The organism is uncultured Veillonella sp. (genome assembly GCF_900545205.1).
In the GTDB taxonomy this organism is placed as follows: Bacteria; Bacillota; Negativicutes; order Veillonellales; family Veillonellaceae; genus Veillonella.
The window spans coordinates 1-20,819 of sequence record NZ_UQYC01000004.1 but is presented as its reverse complement, the minus strand read 5'-3'; the positions used below and the strand labels follow the sequence as shown (position 1 = coordinate 20,819).

The 20,819-nt window shown below is 40.1% G+C and carries 22 protein-coding genes and 3 tRNA genes; 20 read left to right on the top strand and 5 right to left on the bottom strand.

Annotated features, from left to right (window positions below; translation table 11 throughout):
- The first annotated feature begins 8 nt into the window (after positions 1-8).
- From QZR70_RS00815 to QZR70_RS00745, 15 genes are all read left to right on the top strand, one after another.
- Entirely contained in the window at positions 9-284 is a 276-nt protein-coding gene (locus QZR70_RS00815; RefSeq protein WP_039968964.1) for an ACT domain-containing protein, read from the top strand.
- 8 nt (positions 285-292) lie between these two features.
- Complete coding sequence (locus QZR70_RS00810; RefSeq protein WP_227721100.1) at positions 293-1,651, top strand: PFL family protein; 1,359 nt, start codon at positions 293-295, stop codon at positions 1,649-1,651.
- A 32-nt stretch (positions 1,652-1,683) separates the two neighbouring features.
- Positions 1,684-2,835, top strand: coding sequence for a glycosyltransferase family 4 protein (locus QZR70_RS00805; protein WP_227721101.1), 1,152 nt, complete (start codon positions 1,684-1,686; stop codon positions 2,833-2,835).
- Positions 2,836-2,890: 55 nt separating this feature from the next.
- Complete coding sequence (wecB, locus tag QZR70_RS00800) at positions 2,891-4,033, top strand: non-hydrolyzing UDP-N-acetylglucosamine 2-epimerase (protein WP_295792404.1); 1,143 nt, start codon at positions 2,891-2,893, stop codon at positions 4,031-4,033.
- 1 nt (position 4,034) lies between these two features.
- Positions 4,035-4,229: an AtpZ/AtpI family protein gene (locus QZR70_RS00795; protein WP_105089727.1), complete on the top strand. Its 195-nt coding sequence runs from the start codon at positions 4,035-4,037 to the stop codon at positions 4,227-4,229.
- A gap of 10 nt (positions 4,230-4,239) precedes the next feature.
- A complete protein-coding gene (locus tag QZR70_RS00790) occupies positions 4,240-4,608 on the top strand; it encodes a hypothetical protein (protein WP_005385424.1) in 369 nt (122 codons plus the stop codon).
- 174 nt (positions 4,609-4,782) lie between these two features.
- Complete coding sequence (gene atpB, locus QZR70_RS00785; RefSeq protein ID WP_295792401.1) at positions 4,783-5,481, top strand: F0F1 ATP synthase subunit A; 699 nt, start codon at positions 4,783-4,785, stop codon at positions 5,479-5,481.
- A gap of 23 nt (positions 5,482-5,504) precedes the next feature.
- Positions 5,505-5,732 carry a F0F1 ATP synthase subunit C gene (gene atpE, locus QZR70_RS00780; protein WP_004695064.1) on the top strand — a complete coding sequence of 76 codons (228 nt, stop codon included), beginning with the start codon at positions 5,505-5,507 and terminating at the stop codon, positions 5,730-5,732.
- Between the two features lie 18 nt (positions 5,733-5,750).
- Complete coding sequence (gene atpF / locus QZR70_RS00775; RefSeq protein ID WP_105089726.1) at positions 5,751-6,248, top strand: F0F1 ATP synthase subunit B; 498 nt, start codon at positions 5,751-5,753, stop codon at positions 6,246-6,248.
- Positions 6,249-6,252: 4 nt separating this feature from the next.
- Entirely contained in the window at positions 6,253-6,804 is a 552-nt protein-coding gene (gene atpH, locus QZR70_RS00770; RefSeq protein ID WP_105089725.1) for an ATP synthase F1 subunit delta, read from the top strand.
- Positions 6,805-6,820: 16 nt separating this feature from the next.
- Positions 6,821-8,359 carry a F0F1 ATP synthase subunit alpha gene (gene atpA / locus QZR70_RS00765; RefSeq protein WP_005385431.1) on the top strand — a complete coding sequence of 513 codons (1,539 nt, stop codon included), beginning with the start codon at positions 6,821-6,823 and terminating at the stop codon, positions 8,357-8,359.
- 3 nt (positions 8,360-8,362) lie between these two features.
- A complete protein-coding gene (atpG, locus tag QZR70_RS00760) occupies positions 8,363-9,217 on the top strand; it encodes an ATP synthase F1 subunit gamma (protein WP_295792398.1) in 855 nt (284 codons plus the stop codon).
- An 18-nt stretch (positions 9,218-9,235) separates the two neighbouring features.
- A complete protein-coding gene (gene atpD / locus QZR70_RS00755; protein ID WP_005385435.1) occupies positions 9,236-10,660 on the top strand; it encodes a F0F1 ATP synthase subunit beta in 1,425 nt (474 codons plus the stop codon).
- 3 nt (positions 10,661-10,663) lie between these two features.
- The gene (gene atpC, locus QZR70_RS00750) at positions 10,664-11,071 is read left to right on the top strand and encodes an ATP synthase F1 subunit epsilon (RefSeq protein WP_105089723.1); all 408 of its coding nucleotides are present in this window, start codon (positions 10,664-10,666) and stop codon (positions 11,069-11,071) included.
- A 148-nt stretch (positions 11,072-11,219) separates the two neighbouring features.
- Complete coding sequence (locus QZR70_RS00745; protein ID WP_105089722.1) at positions 11,220-11,576, top strand: hypothetical protein; 357 nt, start codon at positions 11,220-11,222, stop codon at positions 11,574-11,576.
- Positions 11,577-11,647: 71 nt separating this feature from the next.
- Here QZR70_RS00745 and QZR70_RS00740 read toward each other — a convergent pair whose 3' ends face one another.
- The 4 genes from QZR70_RS00740 to QZR70_RS00725 form a co-directional block, all read right to left on the bottom strand.
- A complete protein-coding gene (locus QZR70_RS00740; protein ID WP_295792397.1) occupies positions 11,648-12,556 on the bottom strand; it encodes a hypothetical protein in 909 nt (302 codons plus the stop codon).
- 107 nt (positions 12,557-12,663) lie between these two features.
- Positions 12,664-12,739: transfer RNA gene (locus QZR70_RS00735), tRNA-Val, on the bottom strand.
- 3 nt (positions 12,740-12,742) lie between these two features.
- Positions 12,743-12,817 (bottom strand) — tRNA-Glu (locus tag QZR70_RS00730).
- Positions 12,818-12,821: 4 nt separating this feature from the next.
- Positions 12,822-12,897: transfer RNA gene (locus QZR70_RS00725), tRNA-Asn, on the bottom strand.
- 742 nt (positions 12,898-13,639) lie between these two features.
- Here QZR70_RS00725 and QZR70_RS00720 point away from each other — a divergent pair.
- From QZR70_RS00720 to QZR70_RS00705, 4 genes are all read left to right on the top strand, one after another.
- Positions 13,640-14,482, top strand: coding sequence for a fumarate hydratase (locus QZR70_RS00720; RefSeq protein ID WP_039968967.1), 843 nt, complete (start codon positions 13,640-13,642; stop codon positions 14,480-14,482).
- Positions 14,483-14,501: 19 nt separating this feature from the next.
- Entirely contained in the window at positions 14,502-15,062 is a 561-nt protein-coding gene (locus QZR70_RS00715; RefSeq protein ID WP_005385442.1) for a Fe-S-containing hydro-lyase, read from the top strand.
- Positions 15,063-15,326: 264 nt separating this feature from the next.
- Complete coding sequence (locus tag QZR70_RS00710; RefSeq protein ID WP_005385443.1) at positions 15,327-15,878, top strand: TIGR01440 family protein; 552 nt, start codon at positions 15,327-15,329, stop codon at positions 15,876-15,878.
- Positions 15,879-15,887: 9 nt separating this feature from the next.
- On the top strand, positions 15,888-17,729 hold the full coding sequence (locus QZR70_RS00705; protein WP_295792396.1) for an LPO_1073/Vpar_1526 family protein: 1,842 nt from the start codon (positions 15,888-15,890) through the stop codon (positions 17,727-17,729).
- Positions 17,730-17,854: 125 nt separating this feature from the next.
- On the opposite strand, the gene QZR70_RS00700 is transcribed toward QZR70_RS00705, so the two are convergent.
- Complete coding sequence (locus QZR70_RS00700; RefSeq protein ID WP_295792393.1) at positions 17,855-18,580, bottom strand: Crp/Fnr family transcriptional regulator; 726 nt, start codon at positions 18,578-18,580, stop codon at positions 17,855-17,857.
- Positions 18,581-18,852: 272 nt separating this feature from the next.
- Between QZR70_RS00700 and hcp the strand changes: the two genes are divergently transcribed.
- Positions 18,853-20,418 (top strand): hydroxylamine reductase, encoded by a 1,566-nt coding sequence (gene hcp / locus QZR70_RS00695; protein WP_295792391.1) that lies wholly within the window; start codon positions 18,853-18,855, stop codon positions 20,416-20,418.
- Positions 20,419-20,819: the final 401 nt, after the last annotated feature.

The following is a 20,819-nucleotide window of genomic DNA, read 5'->3' as shown; positions in this document are numbered from 1 at the left end:
GTGATGTTATGAAATTAGTTGTTACCGTTGTCGGCGTTGACCGCGTTGGTATCATTGCAGGGGTTAGTACTGTACTTGCTAACCACGGCGTAAACATTATGTCTATAAATCAAACCATTCTTGATGGCGTTTTCAATATGATTATGATGTGTGAAACAAAGTCTGAAGATGTGAAAGATTTGACATCTATTCAAGATGCTTTGAATGCACTCGGTAAAGAACTTGGTGTTGAAATCCGTGCACAACATGCTGATATTTTCTTAAGCATGCACCGTGTAGGATAGGAGGCACTATGTTATCTATCGACAATATTTTAGAAACGAATCAGATGATTCATGATAACAAGCTTGACGTACGTACCATTACAATGGGTATTAGCTTGCTTGAATGTGCATCTAGCTCTGGTAAAGAGTTGTGTGATCGCATTTATGATCGTATTACGAAAGAAGCAGAGCACCTTGTGTCTACTGGTGAGGATATTGAGCGCGAGTTTGGTATTCCTATCATTAACAAACGTATTTCTGTAACACCGATCTCATTAGTGGCTGGTGGTAGTGATTTAACATCCTATGTTCCTATTGCAGAAGCGATGGATCGCGCTGCAAAAACAGTAGGTGTAAACTTTATCGGCGGTTTCTCTGCTCTTGTAACAAAAGGTGCTACACGGGCTGACCGCATTTTGATTGATTCCATCCCAGAAGCGCTGGCAACTACAGATATCGTATGTAGCTCTGTAGGTGTGGGCTCTACTAAAACGGGTATCAACATGGACGCAGTTCGCGACATGGGTATCATCGTTAAGAAAACGGCAGAACTTACAAAGGATAATGATGCTCTTGGTTGTGCTAAGCTTGTTATTTTCTGTAATCCTGTAGAGGATAATCCATTCATGGCCGGTGCCTTCTTCGGTGTAACTGAAGGGGATAGCGCTATTTCTGTAGGCGTATCTGGTCCAGGCGTTGTAAAACACGCACTAGAATCTGTACGTGGTCAATCCTTTGACGTTGTAGCAGAAACGATTAAACGCACTGCTTTCAAAATTACTCGTGTAGGCCAATTGGTAGCACAAGAGGCATCTCGCCGTCTTGGCAAACCATTCGGTATCATTGACTTGTCCTTGGCACCAACACCAGCTGTAGGTGACTCGGTAGCTCACGTTCTTGAAGAAATGGGCTTATCCTCTTGTGGTTGTCACGGTACTACAGCAGCACTTGCATTGCTTAATGATGCAGTGAAAAAAGGTGGCCTTATGGCATCTTCTCACGTAGGCGGTCTCAGTGGTGCATTTATTCCAGTATCTGAAGATGCGGGTATGATTGATGCTGTATCTTGTGGCAGTTTATCCCTCGATAAATTAGAGGCTATGACATGCGTATGTTCTGTGGGCCTTGACATGATTGCTATTCCTGGTGACACAACAGCAGATACAATTTCTGCAATCATTGCTGATGAATCTGCTATTGGTATGATTAATAATAAGACAACTGCGGTTCGTGTAATTCCTGTACCTGGTAAAACAGTAGGTGAGGTTGTTGAGTTTGGTGGCTTGTTAGGCTATGCTCCAATCATTGAAGTAAGCCCATATAGTGCAGCTGAGTTCATCGCACGTGGTGGTCGTATTCCTGCACCTATTCGTAGCTTAACGAACTAATATTGTTTTAACCCAGTTGTTGGAGGTGTCTTATGAGTGATTATGTGCTCGATTATGTATGGGCCTTTGCTCTGGCGCTCGTCATAACCTTTGCACTTACCCCTTTGGTGAAACGCTTTGCCGTTGCTGTTGGGGCAATAGATAAACCTGATGCCCGCAAGGTACATCATGGTGCTATTCCACGACTTGGTGGGTTAGCAATCTTCCTCGGTTATATAGGATCGGTCCTCTTTAATGGATCTATCCCACATGACCATAAACTATTTGGCTTTGTGCTTGGTACCGTTATCCTTGTGCTTGTCGGCATATGGGATGATATTAAACAAATTGAGCCAAAGACTAAGTTGATGGGCCAAATCATAGCGGCAGCTATTTTGGTAGCTTACGATATTCGCGTAGACTTCATCAACCTTCCTTGGGGTGGTGTGGTATACCTTAAATATTGGTCTGCTCCATTGACTATTTTCTGGATTGTAGGCTTTACGAATATCGTAAACCTTATCGATGGACTTGATGGCTTGGCAGCAGGCATTTCCTTTATTGCTTGTATTGCTGTTTGTGCTATGACATTACAACTTGGTCAAACAGACCTTGCCTGTATTTCATTGGCACTAGCAGGTGCAACAGTAGGGTTCTTGCGGTATAACTTTAACCCAGCGAAAATCTTCATGGGTGATACGGGCTCTATGCTCCTTGGTTATACATTAGCCGCTATTTCTGTAATGGGGGCTGTTAAAACGGCGGCTACTATTGCATTAGTGGTACCAGCTATCGTGCTAGGCTTACCAATTCTCGATACATTGTTTGCTATCGTGCGCCGTAAAATCAGCGGTCGTCCGATTTTCAAGCCTGATAAAGGCCATGTGCATCATCGTTTGTTAGCACAGGGCTTATCTCAAAAACAAGCGGTGCTAATGATGTATGCTGTAACGGCTCTCTTTGGTGGCGTATCCGTCATCGTAGCAGAGGTCAATGCTTGGATTGGTATCGCATTAGTACTCGTTATCTTCTTAGGTAGTATTTATGTGGCTCGTCGCCTTGGTGTTATTACTCACAGTGATGCGGCAGGTCATCCACTACCACGTCCTACAATTGAACGCAGCGATTCAGATGAAACTATTTCCTTTGATCGTGAAGAATTGGCAAAAGCTTTAGAGGAATCTGAAGATTCCCATAAGAAATAACCATGTGGGGCGCTTGGCGCCCCATTTTTTCTATCCTACTATGTTGGAGGCAACTATGTTAAAAGTTATGACAATCTTTGGTACAAGACCTGAGGCTATCAAGATGGCTCCTCTTGTAAAAGCATTAGAAGCAGCACCGGATATGGAACCGATTGTAACCGTTACGGCACAACATCGCGATATGCTCGATCAAGTACTAAACTTGTTTAATATTACCCCTGATTACGACTTGAATATTATGAGCCAAGGTCAAACATTGTACGATGTAACAAACCGTGCGTTGATGGGCCTTAAAGATGTATTAGAAGAAGCTAAACCTGATGTGGTTCTTGTACATGGTGATACTACAACTACCTTTGCAGGTGCTTTGGCGTCCTTCTATCAAGAAATTCCTGTAGGCCATGTAGAAGCAGGCCTTCGCACTGGTGATATTTACTCTCCATTCCCAGAAGAGATGAACCGCAAGTTGACTGGTTCTATTGCGACATATCATTTTGCACCAACAGCTAGTTCTGAAAGTAATCTAAAAAAAGAAAATATAAATGCAGACCATTTGTATGTAACAGGCAATACGGTTATTGATGCCCTTGATACAACAGTACAAGAAAACTATGTGTTTGATGATGCTGCTATCAATGCATTAGATCCTGAAAAACGTACAGTGCTTGTTACGACACATCGCCGTGAAAACTTGGGTGAGCCTATGCGCCATGTATACCAAGCTATTCGTGATTTGCTTGATGAATTTAAAGATATTCAAGTGGTCTTCCCTGTACATAAGAATCCTAAGGTTCGCCAAGTTGTACAAGAAGAACTCGGTTCTGTAGAACGTGTTACATTGATTGACCCGCTTGATTACGAACCATTTGCTAATTTGATGGCTAAATCCTATTTGATTCTTACTGATTCTGGTGGGATTCAAGAGGAAGCACCAGCTCTTGGTAAACCAGTTCTCGTATTGCGTGATACTACAGAACGCCCAGAAGCTGTTGAAGCTGGTACTGTGCGCCTTGTAGGTACTGACAAAGACGCTGTACATGCAGCAGCTCATGAATTGTTGAGCAATGCAGAGGCTTATAAATTGATGTCTAATTCCGTTAACCCATATGGTGACGGCAAAGCATCTGAACGCATCATCCAAGCGTTGCGCCATGAATTTTTAGGCGATCCTAATCGTCCTGAACGTTTTGGTAAATAATATGGATAAGGACCTTGTGAAAGCCCTCGCCATGGCAACATCGGCGGGGCTCACACTCGTTTTCTGTATAGGTGGCTTTATTGGGATTGGATATATACTAGATGGTTGGTTTAGAACTGAACCATTATGTATGGTTATATTTGGTCTTATTGGAGCTATAACAGGCTTTTATATGTTATATAAACAAGTTAAGTAGTGAGGTATATATGAATCAATATATTAAATTCATAGTGCGTGTGCTACTAACTTGTTTTTTTATTGCCTTTTTAGGCGGTATAATACAAGTTTTATGTGGCTTAGAAGTGTATCTATGGGGATGGCTTTGGGGCATTTTTATAATGGTACTCTACTTGCTTAGCTTGGCTTTGCATGGACAATCTATTGTGTCAGGAGACCCTTATAAAGCCGTACGTAAAGCTCGCAGGCAGATGATATGGCGTCTTATGTTAGTAGGCTCTTTGGTCGTCTTAGGATTAAAAATACCTGGTGTTGAAGCTGTTAGCATGTTTATAGGTATTGCACTCATACAACCGGCATTATATGTGGTGTATTGGTGGCTTAGTCGGCATTTCTGACCCCGTAAGTAGCAGTAAGAATGATAGGTGTATACCGATAATGCATTATACACAATGTGATTATGAGTAATTGGAATTGTTTACCTTGTAAGTGTTGATTATATATCTATAACGATGTATGATGATACATATATAATATATTTATATTAATTGTAAATATATAAGGTTTTTATTATGACTATGGAAGGGGTTGAGAACGTGGAATTACATGCGGGACACCATGAGGTCGTGCAGTGGTTGGGGTTAACATTTAATATTGATACCTTGATTGCTACATGGGTTACTATGGCTATTGTAATACTGGTAACAGTATCGGCCACCCGAGGACGTAAATTGGTGCCTGTAGGCTTGCAAAATATAGTGGAAGCTATATTAGAAGGCTTAGAGGGGCAGCTAGCTCCGAACTTGGGTCGTCATTGGCCGATGGTAAGTTCCTTGTTATTTACGTTTTTCTTATTTATTTTTGTAGGGAACGAACTGGGTTTAATGCCAACGTTTAAGGCTTTAACATCACCAACATCCGATATTAATACTACAATTGCATTAGCTCTATGTAGCACATTAGTGGTATGGGTTATGGGGATTAAAGTTAAAGGCTTATCCTATTTCAATCATTTTGTACAACCTTATAAGGCTTTGCTAATCCTTAATATTTTTGAGGAAATTGCAAAACCAGTTACACTTGCTTTCCGTCTATTCGGCAATATCGTAGCTGGTGAAATTTTGTTAGAAGTATTGTATAACTTGCCTTGGTTTGTACCTGTACCATGGGTTTGGATTGCTTTTAGTTTATTTATCGGTATTATTCAAGCCTTTATTTTCACAGTTCTTACTGCCTCCTACTTGGGGATGGCTCTTAGTGAGGAACATTAATTATTTTATATGGAGGATATATTATGGAAGCTCAAGGTTTATTCGCATTAGCAGCAGCAATCGCAGTAGGTTGTGGTGCCATTGGTGCAGGTATCGGTGATGGTCTTGTATCTAGCAAAGTAATCGAAGGTATTACACGCCAACCAGAATTACGTGGTCAATTGATGTCTACAATGTTCGTAGCGATTGGTTTGATCGAAGCGATGCCTATCATCGGTGTAGTAGTAGCATTTATTTTGTTATTCAGATAATAACGAGGAGGAATAACCTTGGTTGACTTAAGCCTTGGAACGATTCTTGCTCAAATGTTGAACTTTTTTATATTAGTTTGGCTATTGGCTCGTTTTGCATATAAACCATTATTGGCTATGATGACAGAACGTAAAGAACGAATTGCTAAAGACTTAGAAGCTGCAGAAAAAGCTCGTGCAGAAGCAGAGGAATTTAAAGCTGATTATGCAGCTCAAATTTCTAATGCTCGTGTAGAGGCACAAAAAATTGTTGAAAAAGCAATTCAAGAAGCAGAAAATACAACACGTGAACAATTAGCAACAGCTCGCGAGCAAATTGAACAAGAAAAAAATCGTGCTCGTCAAGATATTGCCATTGAACGTGATCGTGCTATGAACAGCTTGCGCAATGAAGTTGTTTCCTTATCTGTAGCTATGGCTGGTAAAGTTGTTGCTAAAGATATGAACAGCGAAACTAATACGAAATTGATCGAAGACGCTATTCGTCAACTTGATAGTAAAACGATAGGGTTGTGATACGATGAGCATAGAAATTGTAGCAGATAAATACAGTTCAGCTATGTTTGAATTAGCTCAAGAACAAAATAAGTTGGATCTCATGGAGGAGCAATTAGGCTATGTAGCATCTGTAATGGATGAGCAACCTGAATTAAGCTCATTCCTTGAAAATCCAACTGTTACAGAAGATGCAAAGATTAAGCTGATTGGTAAAATTTTTGAATCTAGTCTCGATAAGGTTGCTTTGCATTTTATTTATGTGATGATTAAACGTGGTCGTGATCGCTATATAAAGCAGACTATTGCGGCATTTATTAAGAAATCACGCGAAGCTCGTGGTATTCTAGAAGCTACTGTCACTGTAGCAGAACCAATCACAGCTGATATAGAAGCATCTGTACAAGCTAAATTACGAGAGGTAACGGGCAAAGATGTTATTCTATCCGTGCGTCAAGATCCTTCCATTATGGGTGGTATTATCATTCAAGTAGGGGATAAACGCATTGATGGCTCTGTATCTCGTCGCTTGCAAGAATTAGAAAAATCTTTATTAAGAACGAACTCTATTAGATAGGGGTGAATGGGTATATATGAAAATGAAGCCTGAAGAAATCACTGCTATAATCAAACAGCAGATTCAGGACTATGATGTTGACCTCAATGTCGATGACGTGGGTACTGTTCTCGACGTAGGGGATGGCATCGCCCATATTTATGGTCTTGAAAGAGCCATGGCCGGTGAGTTGTTAGAGTTACCACACGGCGTATATGGCTTGGTTTTGAACTTAGAATTAGATAATGTTGGTGCCGTACTATTGGGTGATGACTTCTTGATTAAAGAAGGTGACCAAGTACGCCGTACTGGCAAAATTATGGACGTACCAGTAGGTGATGCACTTATTGGTCGTGTAGTAAATCCGTTGGGTCAGCCTATCGATGGTAAGGGTGCTATTCAAGCGACAGAACGTCGTCCTGTAGAACATCCAGCTCCTGGTATTGCGGATCGTCAATCCGTAAATGAACCTTTGCAAACTGGTTTGAAAGCCATTGATGCAATGGTACCAATTGGCCGTGGCCAACGTGAGCTCATCATTGGTGACCGTGGTACTGGTAAAACTGCAATCGCTCTTGATACAATCATCAACCAAAAAGGTAAAGATGTTATTTGTATCTATGTAGCTATTGGTCAAAAAGAATCTACCGTAGCTCGTGTAGTACAAAAATTAGAAGAAACAGGTGCGTTGGATTATACAATCGTCGTTTCTGCTAGTGCTTCTACAGGTGCTCCATTACAATACATTGCTCCGTATGCAGGGGTTGCTATGGGTGAATACTTCATGTACAAAGGCAAACATGTACTTTGCGTATATGATGACTTAACTAAGCAAGCAGCTGCTTACCGTGCTATGTCTCTATTATTACGCCGTCCACCAGGGCGTGAAGCGTATCCAGGCGACGTATTCTACTTACACAGCCGCCTATTAGAACGTGCTGCTAAACTTTCACCAGAACTTGGCGGTGGTTCTATTACAGCGTTGCCAATCATTGAAACACAAGCCGGTGACGTATCTGCATACATCCCAACAAACGTAATCTCCATCACTGATGGTCAAATTTTCTTGGGGACAGATATGTTCTACTCTGGTATCCGTCCAGCTGTTGACGTAGGTTTGTCCGTATCCCGTGTAGGTGGTAGTGCACAAACTAAAGCGATGAAACAAGTAGCAGGCCAATTGCGTTTGGACCTTGCACAATATCGTGAATTGGCAGCCTTCGCACAGTTCGGTTCTGATCTTGATGCGGCTACTAAAGCACAATTAGACCGCGGTGAACGTTTGACTGAAATGTTAAAACAAGGTCAATATGAACCTATGAGCGTAGCAGAAATGGTTATCAATCTTTACGCTGGTACAAAAGGATACTTAGCTAATATTCAAGTAGCTGATGTATTATCATTTGAATCTGAACTTTTACGTTTTGTGAAAGCTAACTATCCTGAAATTATCACGAATATTGAAACGTCTAAGAAAATTGATGAAGATACTGAAAATCTATTGAAGCAAGCAATCCCAGAATGTGTAGAAGCATTTGGTTCTACGCATACATTAGTGTCTCATAAGGAGGCGTAATGTATGGCTAGTGCACAAGATTTGCGAAAACGCATAAAAAGTGTTACCAATACGCAACAAATTACAAAAGCGATGAAGATGGTTGCTTCAGCTCGTCTTCGTAGGGCACAAACAAAAGCGGAATCTACACGTCCTTACGCAGAAAAAATTGGGCAAATCTTGCGTCATATGTCTAATAGTGATTTAGAAGGCTTTAGCAGTCCTTTACTAGAGGTACGTCCTATAAAACGCACATGCTATGTTGTAATAGGTGCTGATAAGGGCCTTGCAGGGGCATTCTCGTCTAATGTATTGAAATTTGCTATGGAGCAATTGCATGGCAAATCTTCCGATACATATCGTGTTATCACGGCTGGTAAAAAGCCAAGAGACAGCATGAAATCCAGAGGAATTCATATCGATAAGTCCTATGCGGGCTTCTCTGATAAACCTTCCTATGAACATGCGCGTGCCATTATGCATGAAGCACTTTCACTATACGAAAGTCATGAAGTTGACGAAGTCATCATGATATATACACGTTTTGTAAATTCTATGACGCAAATTGCACAGGCTGAGCGCTTGTTGCCAATAGAGCAACCACAAGATGAGGTAAAAGGGGAAGAATATGACTTTATGCCTTCCGCTGTATCTGTCTTGGAGGCGTTGCTACCAAAATATTTAGAAATTACTGTTTATAATGGATTGTTGCAATCTGCAGCAAGTGAACTTGGTGCTCGCATGACAGCCATGACATCTGCTACAGACAATGCAGGGGAACTCATTGATTCCTTGGGGCTTGAATATAACAAGTTACGTCAATCTAGCATTACAAACGAAATTTCTGAAATCGTTGGTGGCGCTAATGCCTTGCAATAAATAAGGAGACATCTGTCGATGAGTAATAATATTGGTAAAGTTGTGCAGGTCATTGGCCCAGTTGTAGACGTGCGCTTCGATGCTGGTCATTTGCCAAGCATCTACAACGCCATCAACATCTACCATGATCATAAGGCACATGATAGACAAAAAATTGTAGTAGAGGTTATGCAACACTTAGGTGATGATACTGTACGTTGCGTTGCAATGAGCTCTACTGACGGTATGACCCGTAATATGGATGCTGAAGATACTGGTGCTGCAATTGCCGTTCCTGTAGGTGAAGGTGTATTGGGTCGTATCTTTAACGTATTGGGTGAAACTGTAGACCATGATCCAGCTCCAGTTGTAGCTGACGAAAAATGGCCTATTCATCGTCCAGCACCTAAATTTGATGACCTTTCTCCAGATACACAAATCTTGGAAACAGGTATTAAGGTTGTTGACCTTATCGCTCCTTACGTAAAAGGTGGTAAAATTGGCCTCTTCGGTGGTGCCGGCGTAGGTAAAACCGTATTAATCATGGAATTGATTCACAATGTTGCTACAGAGCACGGTGGTTACTCCGTATTCTCCGGCGTAGGCGAACGTACTCGTGAAGGTAACGACTTGTGGAATGAAATGAAAGAATCCGGCGTTATCAATAAAACGGCCCTCGTATATGGCCAAATGAATGAGCCACCTGGGGCTCGTATGCGCGTAGGTCTTACAGGCCTTACAATGGCTGAATACTTCCGTGATGTGAAGAAACAAGACGTGCTCTTGTTTATCGATAACATCTTCCGCTTTATTCAAGCGGGTTCCGAAGTATCTGCCCTCTTAGGTCGTATGCCATCTGCCGTAGGTTACCAACCTACATTGGCTAATGACGTAGGTGCATTACAAGAACGTATTACATCTACAAAAGAAGGTTCCATTACTTCCGTACAAGCTGTATATGTACCAGCCGATGACTTGACTGACCCTGCTCCAGCAGCAACATTTGCTCACTTGGATGCAACAACAGTATTGTCTCGTTCCATCGCGGAACTTGGTATTTATCCTGCCGTAGATCCACTTGATTCTACAAGCCGTATTTTGGACCCACATGTACTTGGCGAAGAACATTATACAGTAGCTCGTGGCGTACAAGAAGTATTGCAAAAATACCGCGATCTTCAAGATATTATCGCAATCCTTGGTATGGAAGAATTGTCTGACGAAGATAAATTGACTGTATCTCGTGCTCGTAAGATTCAACGTTTCTTGAGTCAACCATTCTTCGTAGCCGAAGTGTTTACAGGTTCTCCTGGTAAATACGTACCATTGTCCGAAACATTGAGAGGCTTTAGAGAAATCCTTGATGGTAAACATGACGATTTACCGGAAGGTGCATTCTACATGGTTGGTACCATTGATGAAGCCGTTCAAAAAGCAAAGGAAATGCAAGAGAAGGGGGAATAATCCATGGCGGAACCTATGTCCCTACAGATCATCACACCTGATGCGATTGTCTTTGAAGGCAAGTCTACATTCTTTGTAGGCAAAGCCATCGATGGTCAATTTGGTGTTTTGCCAAATCATGCACCTATGATTATCGCATTAGATTTAGCGCCATTACGCATAGATCAACCAGATGGAACATCTCGTGAACTTGCCGTATTTGGTGGCTTCTGTGAAATTGAACATAATAAGGTGAGTATTGTAACTCCAGATTGCCAAGATCCATCATCTATTGATGTGGAACGTGCTCGTCGAGCTAAAGAACGTGCAGAAGGCCGGTTATCTAATCCTACACCAGATATCGATGTAGAACGCGCAGAAGCAGCATTGCAACGTGCATTATTGCGCTTGCATGTAACTAAACAACTATAAAGTAAAAGGCTAGCCATAGGGCTAGCCTTTTTCTATAGAATTTCATTTTGTTTATAGGAAACACTCATCTAACATTAAGGTCATCTGCTTATACTAAAATTTGTCATTTAAATTTAATGACTTATTGTGTTAATTTGGAGGTTTTCTAATGAACGTATCAAAAAAATCTTTCATTGCTTTTGCTGTATTAGCATGCTGTTTTGGTGCATCTACACTAGGAACACATGTAGACGCATCTTATGGTTATAAATATACTGACTCGGTTCGTCCACCAGTAGAAACTCCTACAAATGATGCTTTTAGAGCTAACATGGTTAAACAAAATGAAGCTGATAATGCTAAATATGCTGTGACTACTAATACAAGTACAGCAAGTGCAAAAGATGATGATTCAATTTATTACGTAAGCGATTTATCTGATTCCTTCCGTAGTTCATTTACTGCACTTTTAAGAAATGCTGGTTTTACAGAGCATCAACTTAGATTAATCGGCTTGATTCACTAAGTTATGTATCGTTAATAGGTGAATACCAAAAGACCGTTAAGCAATTGCTTAACGGTCTTCTTTATTGTCTCTTATAATACACTAACACCTTTTAAGGAGTAAGCAGTATTTCTAGGTTGTTCTACTTGGAAGTCAAGTACAACTGGAGATTCAGAGTTGATGCCAGGCGCTTGATAGCGGTCACGGTCTGTTGGAATGCGTTTATACGGTAATTTATCAAGTAATACAGTCATAACTTTATTCCATACAGCCTTATGTGTTGGCATTGTTAAGGAATCATCTGTTTGATTGAATCCACTGCGTACAGTGTGAATAACTTGATCATTCACATCGTAGTAATATAACAATGCATTAACTTTTGCTGCAATGTACATTTCGCGATCATCATTGTTATATGCGTATGGGCTATTTACACCATTGATTTGTACGTATACATCTTGCAATGGTACAGGCATGATAACAATTTCAGAGTTCTGCGCAGATGCAATTTGTGCAAGGTCAACAGCTCTAATTTCTGCTGTTGGCGTATTAGTACTTACGATTGCTGTATCGTAGTACGGATATTTAAGTGTGTTAGATAGACGATCTGTCATGTAACGACCAAATTGTGCTGTATTTTCATTGCGCAACTTGGCAGGTACTACGATTGTTACTTTGCGACTAGGGAAATTATCTAAATGACCATCATAATTAGAATTAGATGTGTTGATCGTCGCTTTTTCAGGTGTTCCTACAACTGGAGTAGAAACCGGTGTGTTGGCAACCTTCAAAATAGGTTGACCATTATTATCGGATTGTAATGTAGGTGTAGTTGTATCTACATTGGATTGCACAGAGTTAATAACAACCGGTTGAGTCCTATTGGATGTTAATTGACTCATATTAATTGTGGCCGCACTTGCTGTAGCAAGTGTAGATGCCAATAGTACACCTAGTACTGTAAGTAGCGAACGTTTATAGCGTCCGAATTTACGAAACATAGTTCCTCCTCTTAATAAAACTCTTTGAAATTTACAAACAAAACAACTGGTACTATTATATCACATATACAAAAAAAAGAAGCAAGCTTTATGCTTGCTTCTTGGTCTGGTGGACGATGACAGGATCGAACTGCCGACATCCTGCTTGTAAGGCAGGCGCTCTCCCAGCTGAGCTAATCGTCCATGTGGTGACCCGTCCGGGAATCGAACCCGGGATACCGCCGTGAAAGGGCGGTGTCTTAACCGCTTGACCAACGGGCCAGAATGGCTCCTCGAGTAGGACTCGAACCTACGACCGATCGGTTAACAGCCGATTGCTCTACCAACTGAGCTATCGAGGAATGGTACGATTGTTATTATATGTTAGATTAATTATAAAAGCAAGCGTTTTTTTTAAAATTACTATAAATCAAAAAGCGTTAATTATGACTAAAACACATAACTTTATACAAAAAATAGCTTATCAAAAATAGTGATAAGTAAGTCATTAAAATTAATATAATCTATAGAGATGAATAAACTTAGATAATTCCTATATTTATAGGGGATTCATAATGTATATTTTCTTAAGAGTTAGCAATATAAGTATATTGAATATAATCGGTATACATATGCATTGTAAAAAAGTTTAAACCTTTTATTTGAAAAGTAATATCAAGTAGCTTAAAAGTGTATTCATCATCTTAGATATACTCTGGATTTATAAGGTGCTTTTAACCTAATTCTTACCTCTAAAAGTCGATTGTGATATAGAGTATAAAAATACTTTTAACCTATGATTAACTATGACTTTTATCACATCGCTGAAGTGATTTTTGGGATGCGGGAAACGGTAAAAAAGTGATGGTGACATGCCGAAATATATACAACAATATTCATGAAAATTATTCTCAAAATATGAAAAAGCATTGAGAAAACTGTATAGTTGAGCCGTTGAAAGCCTGTATATTGTGTGTTACGATTGATGCATAGAGTTAATCTCGATGTATATGAGATACATATATCTCATTATACTTGAGAGAAAAAAGTTATCTCACGGTAATTAGAATTAATATTCAACTATGTTCCTGAGGAGGGATTATCTTGCGCGAGATTCAAGTATCTGAAATCACAAAAACAGTCCGTCAAATGTGTATGGACGCAGCTTACCACTTGCCAAAAGACATCTATGAAGGCTTGAAAAAAGGCCGTGAAACAGAAGAGTCTCCAGTTGGTTGCATCGTTCTCGATCAAATCATCAAAAATGCAGAAATTGCTGATGCTGAAGATCGTCCATACTGCCAAGATACTGGTATGACATTGGTATTCTTAGAAGTAGGTCAAGACGTACATTTTGTTGGTGGCGATCTTAAAGAAGCTATCAATGAAGGTGTTGCTCAAGGCTATGTAGAAGGTTACCTTCGTAAATCCGTTGTAGCAGAACCATTGTTCAACCGTAAAAACACTCAAAACAATACACCTGCAATCATTTACATCGATATCGTTCCTGGCGATAAAGTAGAAATCAACGTAGAACTTAAAGGTTTCGGTTCCGAAAACAAATCTGACGTAGCTATGTTGGTACCTGCAGATGGCGTTGAAGGCGTTAAAAATGCAGTTCTTGAAATCGTAAAACATGCTGGCCCTAACCCATGCCCTCCAATCGTACTTGGCGTAGGTATTGGTGGTACTATGGACCAAGCAGCTGTTATGTCCAAAAAAGCTTTGCTTCGCGATATTAGCACTCCTCACAAAGATCCTGAGTATGCAAAATTGGAAGAAGAAATTTTGGAAATGGTTAACAAAACTGGTATCGGTCCACAATTGGGCGGCACAACAACTTGTATCGGTGTAAACATCGAATGGGGTGCAACTCATATCGCCGGCCTTCCTGTTGCTGTTACTATTATGTGTCATGCTGCTCGTCATAAACACGTAGTACTTTAATCGGTAGGAGGTAATTACAATGGCTGAAACAATTCGCATTAATACTGAAGAATATAATGAAGAGTTTTCCCGTAAATTAAAAGTTGGTGATAGCGTTCTTATCACTGGCAAAATTTACTCCGCTCGTGACGCTGCTCATAAAGTTATGACTGAAGCTTTAGCACGCGGTGAAAAATTACCAATCGATTGGACTAACAAATTCGTTTACTACCTTGGCCCAACACCTGCAAAACCTGGTGACCCAATTGGTTCCGCTGGTCCTACAACTTCTGGTCGTATGGACGCTTACACACCAACAATGCTTGATCAAGGTATCAAAGGCATGATCGGTAAAGGTTCCCGTAAACCAGCAGTAGTTGAATCCATGAAGAAAAATGGTTGCACATACTTCGCAGCAGTTGGTGGCGCTGCAGCATTGATTGCAAAATCCATCAAAAAATACGAAGTACTTGCTTATGGTGAACTTGGTCCAGAAGCTTTGGCTGAATTGACAGTTGAAGATTTCCCTTGCATCGTAGTTGGCGATACTGAAGGTAACAACTTCTACGAACAAGGTCAAAAACCTTACAGAAAAATCTAATATCACCGTTGAGTGATTAAAAGAGGCTTGCATTTGCAAGCCTCTTTTTATTTGTAGAAAATCCATATGTATCACTGTAATGTATATATTTAATGATTATTACATTGTTTATTAGTATGATAGTAATAAATAAAACTACTTTTATAATTACTATAGTCTTATGTAATGTTCACTAGTATTGCGTAGAGTAAAGTCTACCGATTCTGTCCATTTTGTGATAATATACATATAGATTTATACATTCAAAGTGAGTGAGGCGATATCATGACTTCTGTAGAAACTATTCGTCAGTCTGTGCGCACAGCGATGGCTGAATTACTCGATTTGGCAAAGGTTCGAGAAGGTCAATTATTCGTTGTGGGTTGTTCCACTAGCGAAGTTATGGGTAAGAAAATAGGCACTGATTCCCACATTGATGTGGCTCAGGTCTTATTTGATGAAATATATAAAGCTGTTAAAGCTAAAGGTCTTAATTTGGCGGTTCAATGCTGCGAACATATTAATCGTGCGCTTGTTATGGAACGTAGCGCGGTAACATGGGAGGAAGAGGTTAATGTAGTGCCTCAACGTCATGCAGGTGGAGCTATGGCTGTTACTGCTTATGAACGTTTTGAAGATCCAGTGATGGTTGAATTTATTAAAGCTGATGCTGGTATCGATATTGGGGATACTTTTATAGGCATGCACATGAAACATGTTACCGTACCAGTGCGACTCAGTATTAAAGAAATTGGTGGGGCCCATGTAACAGCTTGTCGTGTTCGACCTAAGAGCATTGGTGGTGAACGTGCTGCATATAATGAAGCGTTGATGTAGGGGGTTAGTATGTCAAACGTAATACCGTATTTTGTATTAGCCGTTGTGGCGCTCGGATTTTTTGCTATTTGTTACGCTGTTTTTAATCGTAATGATGGTGAAAGCCAATCGAAACATGAGCATCGTGATAGATCTGTTACTAAGCCTGAAAGTGAACATCATAAAGAAAGGTCCGTTAATGAATCCAAGGTAGGGGATGTAACGGTTACACATGAAGGTGGAACCAATGTATATACGGCCTCCATTATGGAGGACAATAAGGATTCCGAAACTTCTGAATCTATGGTGAATCATGAAGATACATCCTATAATCGACGAGATGGTAATCAATTACATGTTGAAGATTCCTCTACAGGATATTCATTAGCATTAGGTCATCATGCAGAGTCAACTCAGTCAGAGTCTGGTAAACCAATCTTGGAAGAACAGGAACCTGTTCAAGATTCCACTGTTTCTGGCGAATTGATTCAACAAGAATCTGTTTCCCAAGAGGAGGCAGTATCTACTCCAAAAACATCTGGTATGGATGAAACTATTGTAATGTCCGCTGTTTCAGCTAATAGACTTCAAAATGTTGAGCATAATGCTACTCCATTGATGGATAAGACCATTGTTCTCGATGCAGTAACAGATGAAATTCGTAATCGTGCTAATTCCGTAGAAGATACGATTGCTATGGGCGAATCTGTAGAAGCCTTAGAAGCTGATGAAGCTGAGAATATAGATGTTACGCAAATGATTGGTGGTGCCGATGAGGTACAAACAGCAGAAGGTCCATCTGTATTGGATGAAACGCGCTTGTTTGACGCTTCTGAAATAGAGGCACAATTAGCGGCAGCTAGTATGGTTGAAGAAGAGGTACCTACAGGGCAATGGGCTAAAGCGGCACATGAAGACAAATGTGTTGAGTTAGCGATTGCACCATTTGTTCATGCTTTTGGTGTATTACATGGTGATACACAACATTATGTGGAATCTATTACAAGAGATGCGTTAGCAGCACTTAATATTACAAAGTTAGCTGAAGTTAACGCACTTTTAGACAATATTGTTATTCAAGAAGCATTAATGAGTATGCAAAAGGCGTATGCTGCTACGAATACAGAGTGGATGAAATCCGCTGCGTTAGGTGCATTCCTAGATGTAGTACAATCGCCTAAGTCTAGTACACCGTACCTTGTAGCCTTTGATGCGTTACGCGTATTGCCACATTTAACGCTAGGTCATTTCCAAGTTATGGCATTGACATTATTGTTACAATACTCTAGAAACTCTAATAACTATGGATTGATTCACTTCCAACATTATGTAGAAAAATATATTGAGCCATTCATTTCTGATTTGCCTCAAAATAACTCTTTCTATCGTCAGCTAGACTACTTACGCTGTACGCAAGAGGAACGCGAACCAATTACATTAGCTCAAGTGTTATCCAATTCCTATCCATTTGTGTTCAACTATCGTGGCTTCTCCAAGGAGGAACTCTTCCGTGCTACTGATGGTCATGGCGTTGATCCACGTTATGTGGTGCGTAGCTTGAATTCCAATCTTTATAAATTGGCGTTAGTTGACGAGTCTTTAGCACCTCGTTTCTTTAGACAAACTCGTATTTCTGATTCTATGGTTCAACGTGATCTCATTGCGCTTATGAAGAGTAAACCGACTGCTTTCAGAGGTCAAGAAGCACGTGATATTATGGATGATATTTCTCCAGTTCTACTAGATTTAGCGGATGTATTTGATCATACGCCGATGTCTAAAATCAGCTTAACATTGCTTGGCCTTTACTTAGGCCGTGCTCATGTGAAAGCAACTATTGGTGAAGAATTCGATTTATCTCATTGGTTCTAATAACCAAAGAAAATAATTAAACTATAAAAGGTCTCCCTAGATGATCTAGGGAGACCTTTTTCGTTTGATTATATGTTAGAAAGAATAATTGTATTATTTATTAGAAACGACGATTTGGTTACATGTTAGAAACTATTAAAACCAAATTCTTCAATTCCTTCAATATCTTTTAACGTTACCGTGCGACCTGTAATATCGATAATGCCTTCATCGCGAAGTCGACCGAGCTCACGGCTAAGTGCTGTACGGGATACGTTTAGCACCTCTGCCATTTGCTCGCGGTTATGCGGTAGATGAATTGTTGTAGAGTGTTGGCGCTTATAAATATCTGTTAAGTACGCAAAAATCTTTTCGCGCATACCTTTTAGTGTTAGGTAATGAACTTTTCTTGTTAGGAGAATAGCCTTTTCAGATAAGTCCTCTAATAGGTTAGATAAGATTTTAGTTTGGCATTGTTGGCAATCTGGCAATGTATCGATAAATGTTTCGAGAGGGATGAACATAATCTTGGTTACCTTTGTAGCCTTAATAGTAGCAGGCCATAGTGGTTGTTTACTAAATAGTAGTGCTTCACCAAAAATATCGGATTGTTCAAGGTTTGCCATGATGACCCGTTGGCCCATTACATTTTCACGTGTGAGCAAGGCACTGCCTTCAAGAATAACACCGATACCTTCCATAGGATCCCCAGAGAGGGCAATGAAATCGTTTTTCTTATAGCTATGTACAATAACCTTTGCATTATGTAAATAGCCTCTTAATTCAGGCTCACCTAATTTATTGAATAGAGGACAATGTATGAGGGTAGGTAGATATTGGTTGATAATATCGTTTGAAAGTATTTGCTTCATAGATACCTCCAGTGTGAAAAAGTTTATAGTAATTTAAAATGATTATTGTATAATAATATAGTTAGATCGAATGGTCTACCTGTTCCAAAAGGGGAGCAAGGAAAATTTTTGAAAAAGTTTTTATTTGTTGCTCAAGCTACAGAAATTGTATCATCTTTACGTTATACTTTCAAATGTAATCAATCAGACACCTGATAATTCATCAGTGTAATGTATAGGTTTGATATTATCTAGCTTGTATGCGAGAAAGTCTCGCAAAGGAGGATTTTTAAATGAGCATGTTCTGTTATCAATGCGAACAATCTGCAGCACCAGGCGGCTGTACTGTACAAGGTGTATGTGGTAAAACTGCACCAGTTGCTAACTTACAAGACGAATTAACTGCTGCTTTAGTTGGTTTAGCACGCGCTTTAGACGTAAAAGGCCAAACTAAAGAAGGCGTTGACTATTTAATGCGTGGTTTGTTCATGTGTGTAACAAACGTAAACTTCTCTGAAGAACGCGTTCAAGAATTCATCGACGAAGTAAACGCTTATCATGCAAAAATCGATAGCGCAGCACAAAACTTCGATTGGGAACAATTATGGAAAGGTGAAGAAGATATCGTATCTCTTCGTTCCACATTATTGTTAGGTATGCGTGGTATGGCTGCTTATGCATGGCATGCTGCACGCCTTGGTTTCCATGATCCTGAAGTTGATGCTTGGTTCATCAAAGGCATGGTAGAATTCGCTAAAGATCATAGCGCTGAAGAATGGTTGAACTTGTTGATGGAATTCGGCCAAATCAACTTGAAATGCATGGCTATTCTTGATAAAGCTAACACTGAAACATATGGTACTCCAGTACCAACTACAGTACCTTTGACTGTAGAACCAGGTCCTTTCATCGTTGTAACTGGTCATGACCTTCATGACTTGAACCAATTGTTGGAACAAACAGATGGTAAAGGCGTAAACATCTATACTCATGGTGAAATGTTACCTTGCCACGCTTACCCTGAATTGAAAAAACATCCTCAATTGAAAGGTAACTTCGGTACTGCATGGCAAAACCAACAAAAAGAATTCGTTGACGTTCCTGGCGCATTCTTATTCACTACAAACTGCATTATGCCACCAAAAGAAAACTACAGAGCAAATATCTTCACTACAGATATGGTAGGTTTTGACGGTTGTGCACACGTAGAAGAAAAAGAAGACGGCACTAAAGACTTCTCCGCTGTTATTAACCGTGCAATCGAATTGGGCGGCTACAAAGAAGCTCAAGAATTCACTGGTATCAACGGTGGTCACGAAGTAACTACTGGTTTCGGTCATGGTACAGTATTGGGCATTGCTGATAAAGTAATCGATGCTGTAAAAGCTGGCGCAATTAAACACTTCTTCTTAGTTGGTGGTTGCGACGGTGCTAAAGTAGGCCGTAACTACTACACAGAATTCGTAAAACAAACTCCAGATGATACTGTAGTATTGACATTGGCTTGTGGTAAATTCCGCTTCAACGACCTTAACATCGGTGAAATCGGTGGTATTCCTCGTATCCTTGATATGGGTCAATGTAACGATGCTTACTCCGCTATTCAAGTAGCAGTAGCTTTGGCTGGTGCATTTGAATGTGACGTAAACGACTTGCCATTAACATTGGTATTGTCCTGGTACGAACAAAAAGCGGTATGTATCTTGTTAACATTGTTGGCATTGGGTATCCGCAACATCTACATCGGACCTTCCTTGCCTAAATTCTTCTCCAGCAATGTATTGAACATTTTGGTAGAAAAATTCCAATTACATCCAATTACAACTCCAGAAGCTGACATGAAAGCTATCTTGGGCTAATCGGATCCATTAATCTGTTAACCACAGTCCTACTTCCCCTCTCTTTTATGATTTAGGACTGTTGTTATAAATAACGCACCTAGGGTTATCCTTAGGTGCGTTTTTTTTACTATTATTGTGAAAGCTATCTATCGAGTGTTTATTGATGGGGCCTGACAGTATTGCGACAACTAGATTACTAATGGGCATAACCTATCTCATGCCTCCATACTCAGCGTAAGTCGGCCCTCAATAGGTTATGCTCATTAGTAAAACGTTTCTAAAATATAAGTCCCATCAATATACTGCTCTTTGATAGTTTTCATATAAATAGTAGTCCCTCATAGACGCACAAAGATGCCCCTAATGTGCATATAGACAAGGCTCGATATTGATTGTTATACTATAGGTAAGTAAGAGAT

Excerpts from the sequence above, each read along its gene's own strand:
- atpA (WP_005385431.1), top strand. The coding sequence starts at position 6,821 with ATGAAAATGAAGCCTGAAGAAATCACTGCTATAATCAAACAGCAGATT.
- QZR70_RS00740 (WP_295792397.1), bottom strand. The coding sequence starts at position 12,556 with ATGTTTCGTAAATTCGGACGCTATAAACGTTCGCTACTTACAGTACTA.
- QZR70_RS00715 (WP_005385442.1), top strand. The coding sequence starts at position 14,502 with ATGGCTGAAACAATTCGCATTAATACTGAAGAATATAATGAAGAGTTT.
- QZR70_RS00790 (WP_005385424.1), top strand. The coding sequence starts at position 4,240 with ATGAATCAATATATTAAATTCATAGTGCGTGTGCTACTAACTTGTTTT.
- QZR70_RS00710 (WP_005385443.1), top strand. The coding sequence starts at position 15,327 with ATGACTTCTGTAGAAACTATTCGTCAGTCTGTGCGCACAGCGATGGCT.
- wecB (WP_295792404.1), top strand. The coding sequence starts at position 2,891 with ATGTTAAAAGTTATGACAATCTTTGGTACAAGACCTGAGGCTATCAAG.
- atpD (WP_005385435.1), top strand. The coding sequence starts at position 9,236 with ATGAGTAATAATATTGGTAAAGTTGTGCAGGTCATTGGCCCAGTTGTA.
- QZR70_RS00795 (WP_105089727.1), top strand. The coding sequence starts at position 4,035 with ATGGATAAGGACCTTGTGAAAGCCCTCGCCATGGCAACATCGGCGGGG.
- atpB (WP_295792401.1), top strand. The coding sequence starts at position 4,783 with ATGACTATGGAAGGGGTTGAGAACGTGGAATTACATGCGGGACACCAT.
- QZR70_RS00810 (WP_227721100.1), top strand. The coding sequence starts at position 293 with ATGTTATCTATCGACAATATTTTAGAAACGAATCAGATGATTCATGAT.
- QZR70_RS00745 (WP_105089722.1), top strand. The coding sequence starts at position 11,220 with ATGAACGTATCAAAAAAATCTTTCATTGCTTTTGCTGTATTAGCATGC.
- atpE (WP_004695064.1), top strand. The coding sequence starts at position 5,505 with ATGGAAGCTCAAGGTTTATTCGCATTAGCAGCAGCAATCGCAGTAGGT.
- atpC (WP_105089723.1), top strand. The coding sequence starts at position 10,664 with ATGGCGGAACCTATGTCCCTACAGATCATCACACCTGATGCGATTGTC.
- atpG (WP_295792398.1), top strand. The coding sequence starts at position 8,363 with ATGGCTAGTGCACAAGATTTGCGAAAACGCATAAAAAGTGTTACCAAT.
- QZR70_RS00815 (WP_039968964.1), top strand. The coding sequence starts at position 9 with ATGAAATTAGTTGTTACCGTTGTCGGCGTTGACCGCGTTGGTATCATT.
- hcp (WP_295792391.1), top strand. The coding sequence starts at position 18,853 with ATGAGCATGTTCTGTTATCAATGCGAACAATCTGCAGCACCAGGCGGC.
- atpH (WP_105089725.1), top strand. The coding sequence starts at position 6,253 with ATGAGCATAGAAATTGTAGCAGATAAATACAGTTCAGCTATGTTTGAA.
- QZR70_RS00705 (WP_295792396.1), top strand. The coding sequence starts at position 15,888 with ATGTCAAACGTAATACCGTATTTTGTATTAGCCGTTGTGGCGCTCGGA.
- QZR70_RS00700 (WP_295792393.1), bottom strand. The coding sequence starts at position 18,580 with ATGAAGCAAATACTTTCAAACGATATTATCAACCAATATCTACCTACC.
- QZR70_RS00805 (WP_227721101.1), top strand. The coding sequence starts at position 1,684 with ATGAGTGATTATGTGCTCGATTATGTATGGGCCTTTGCTCTGGCGCTC.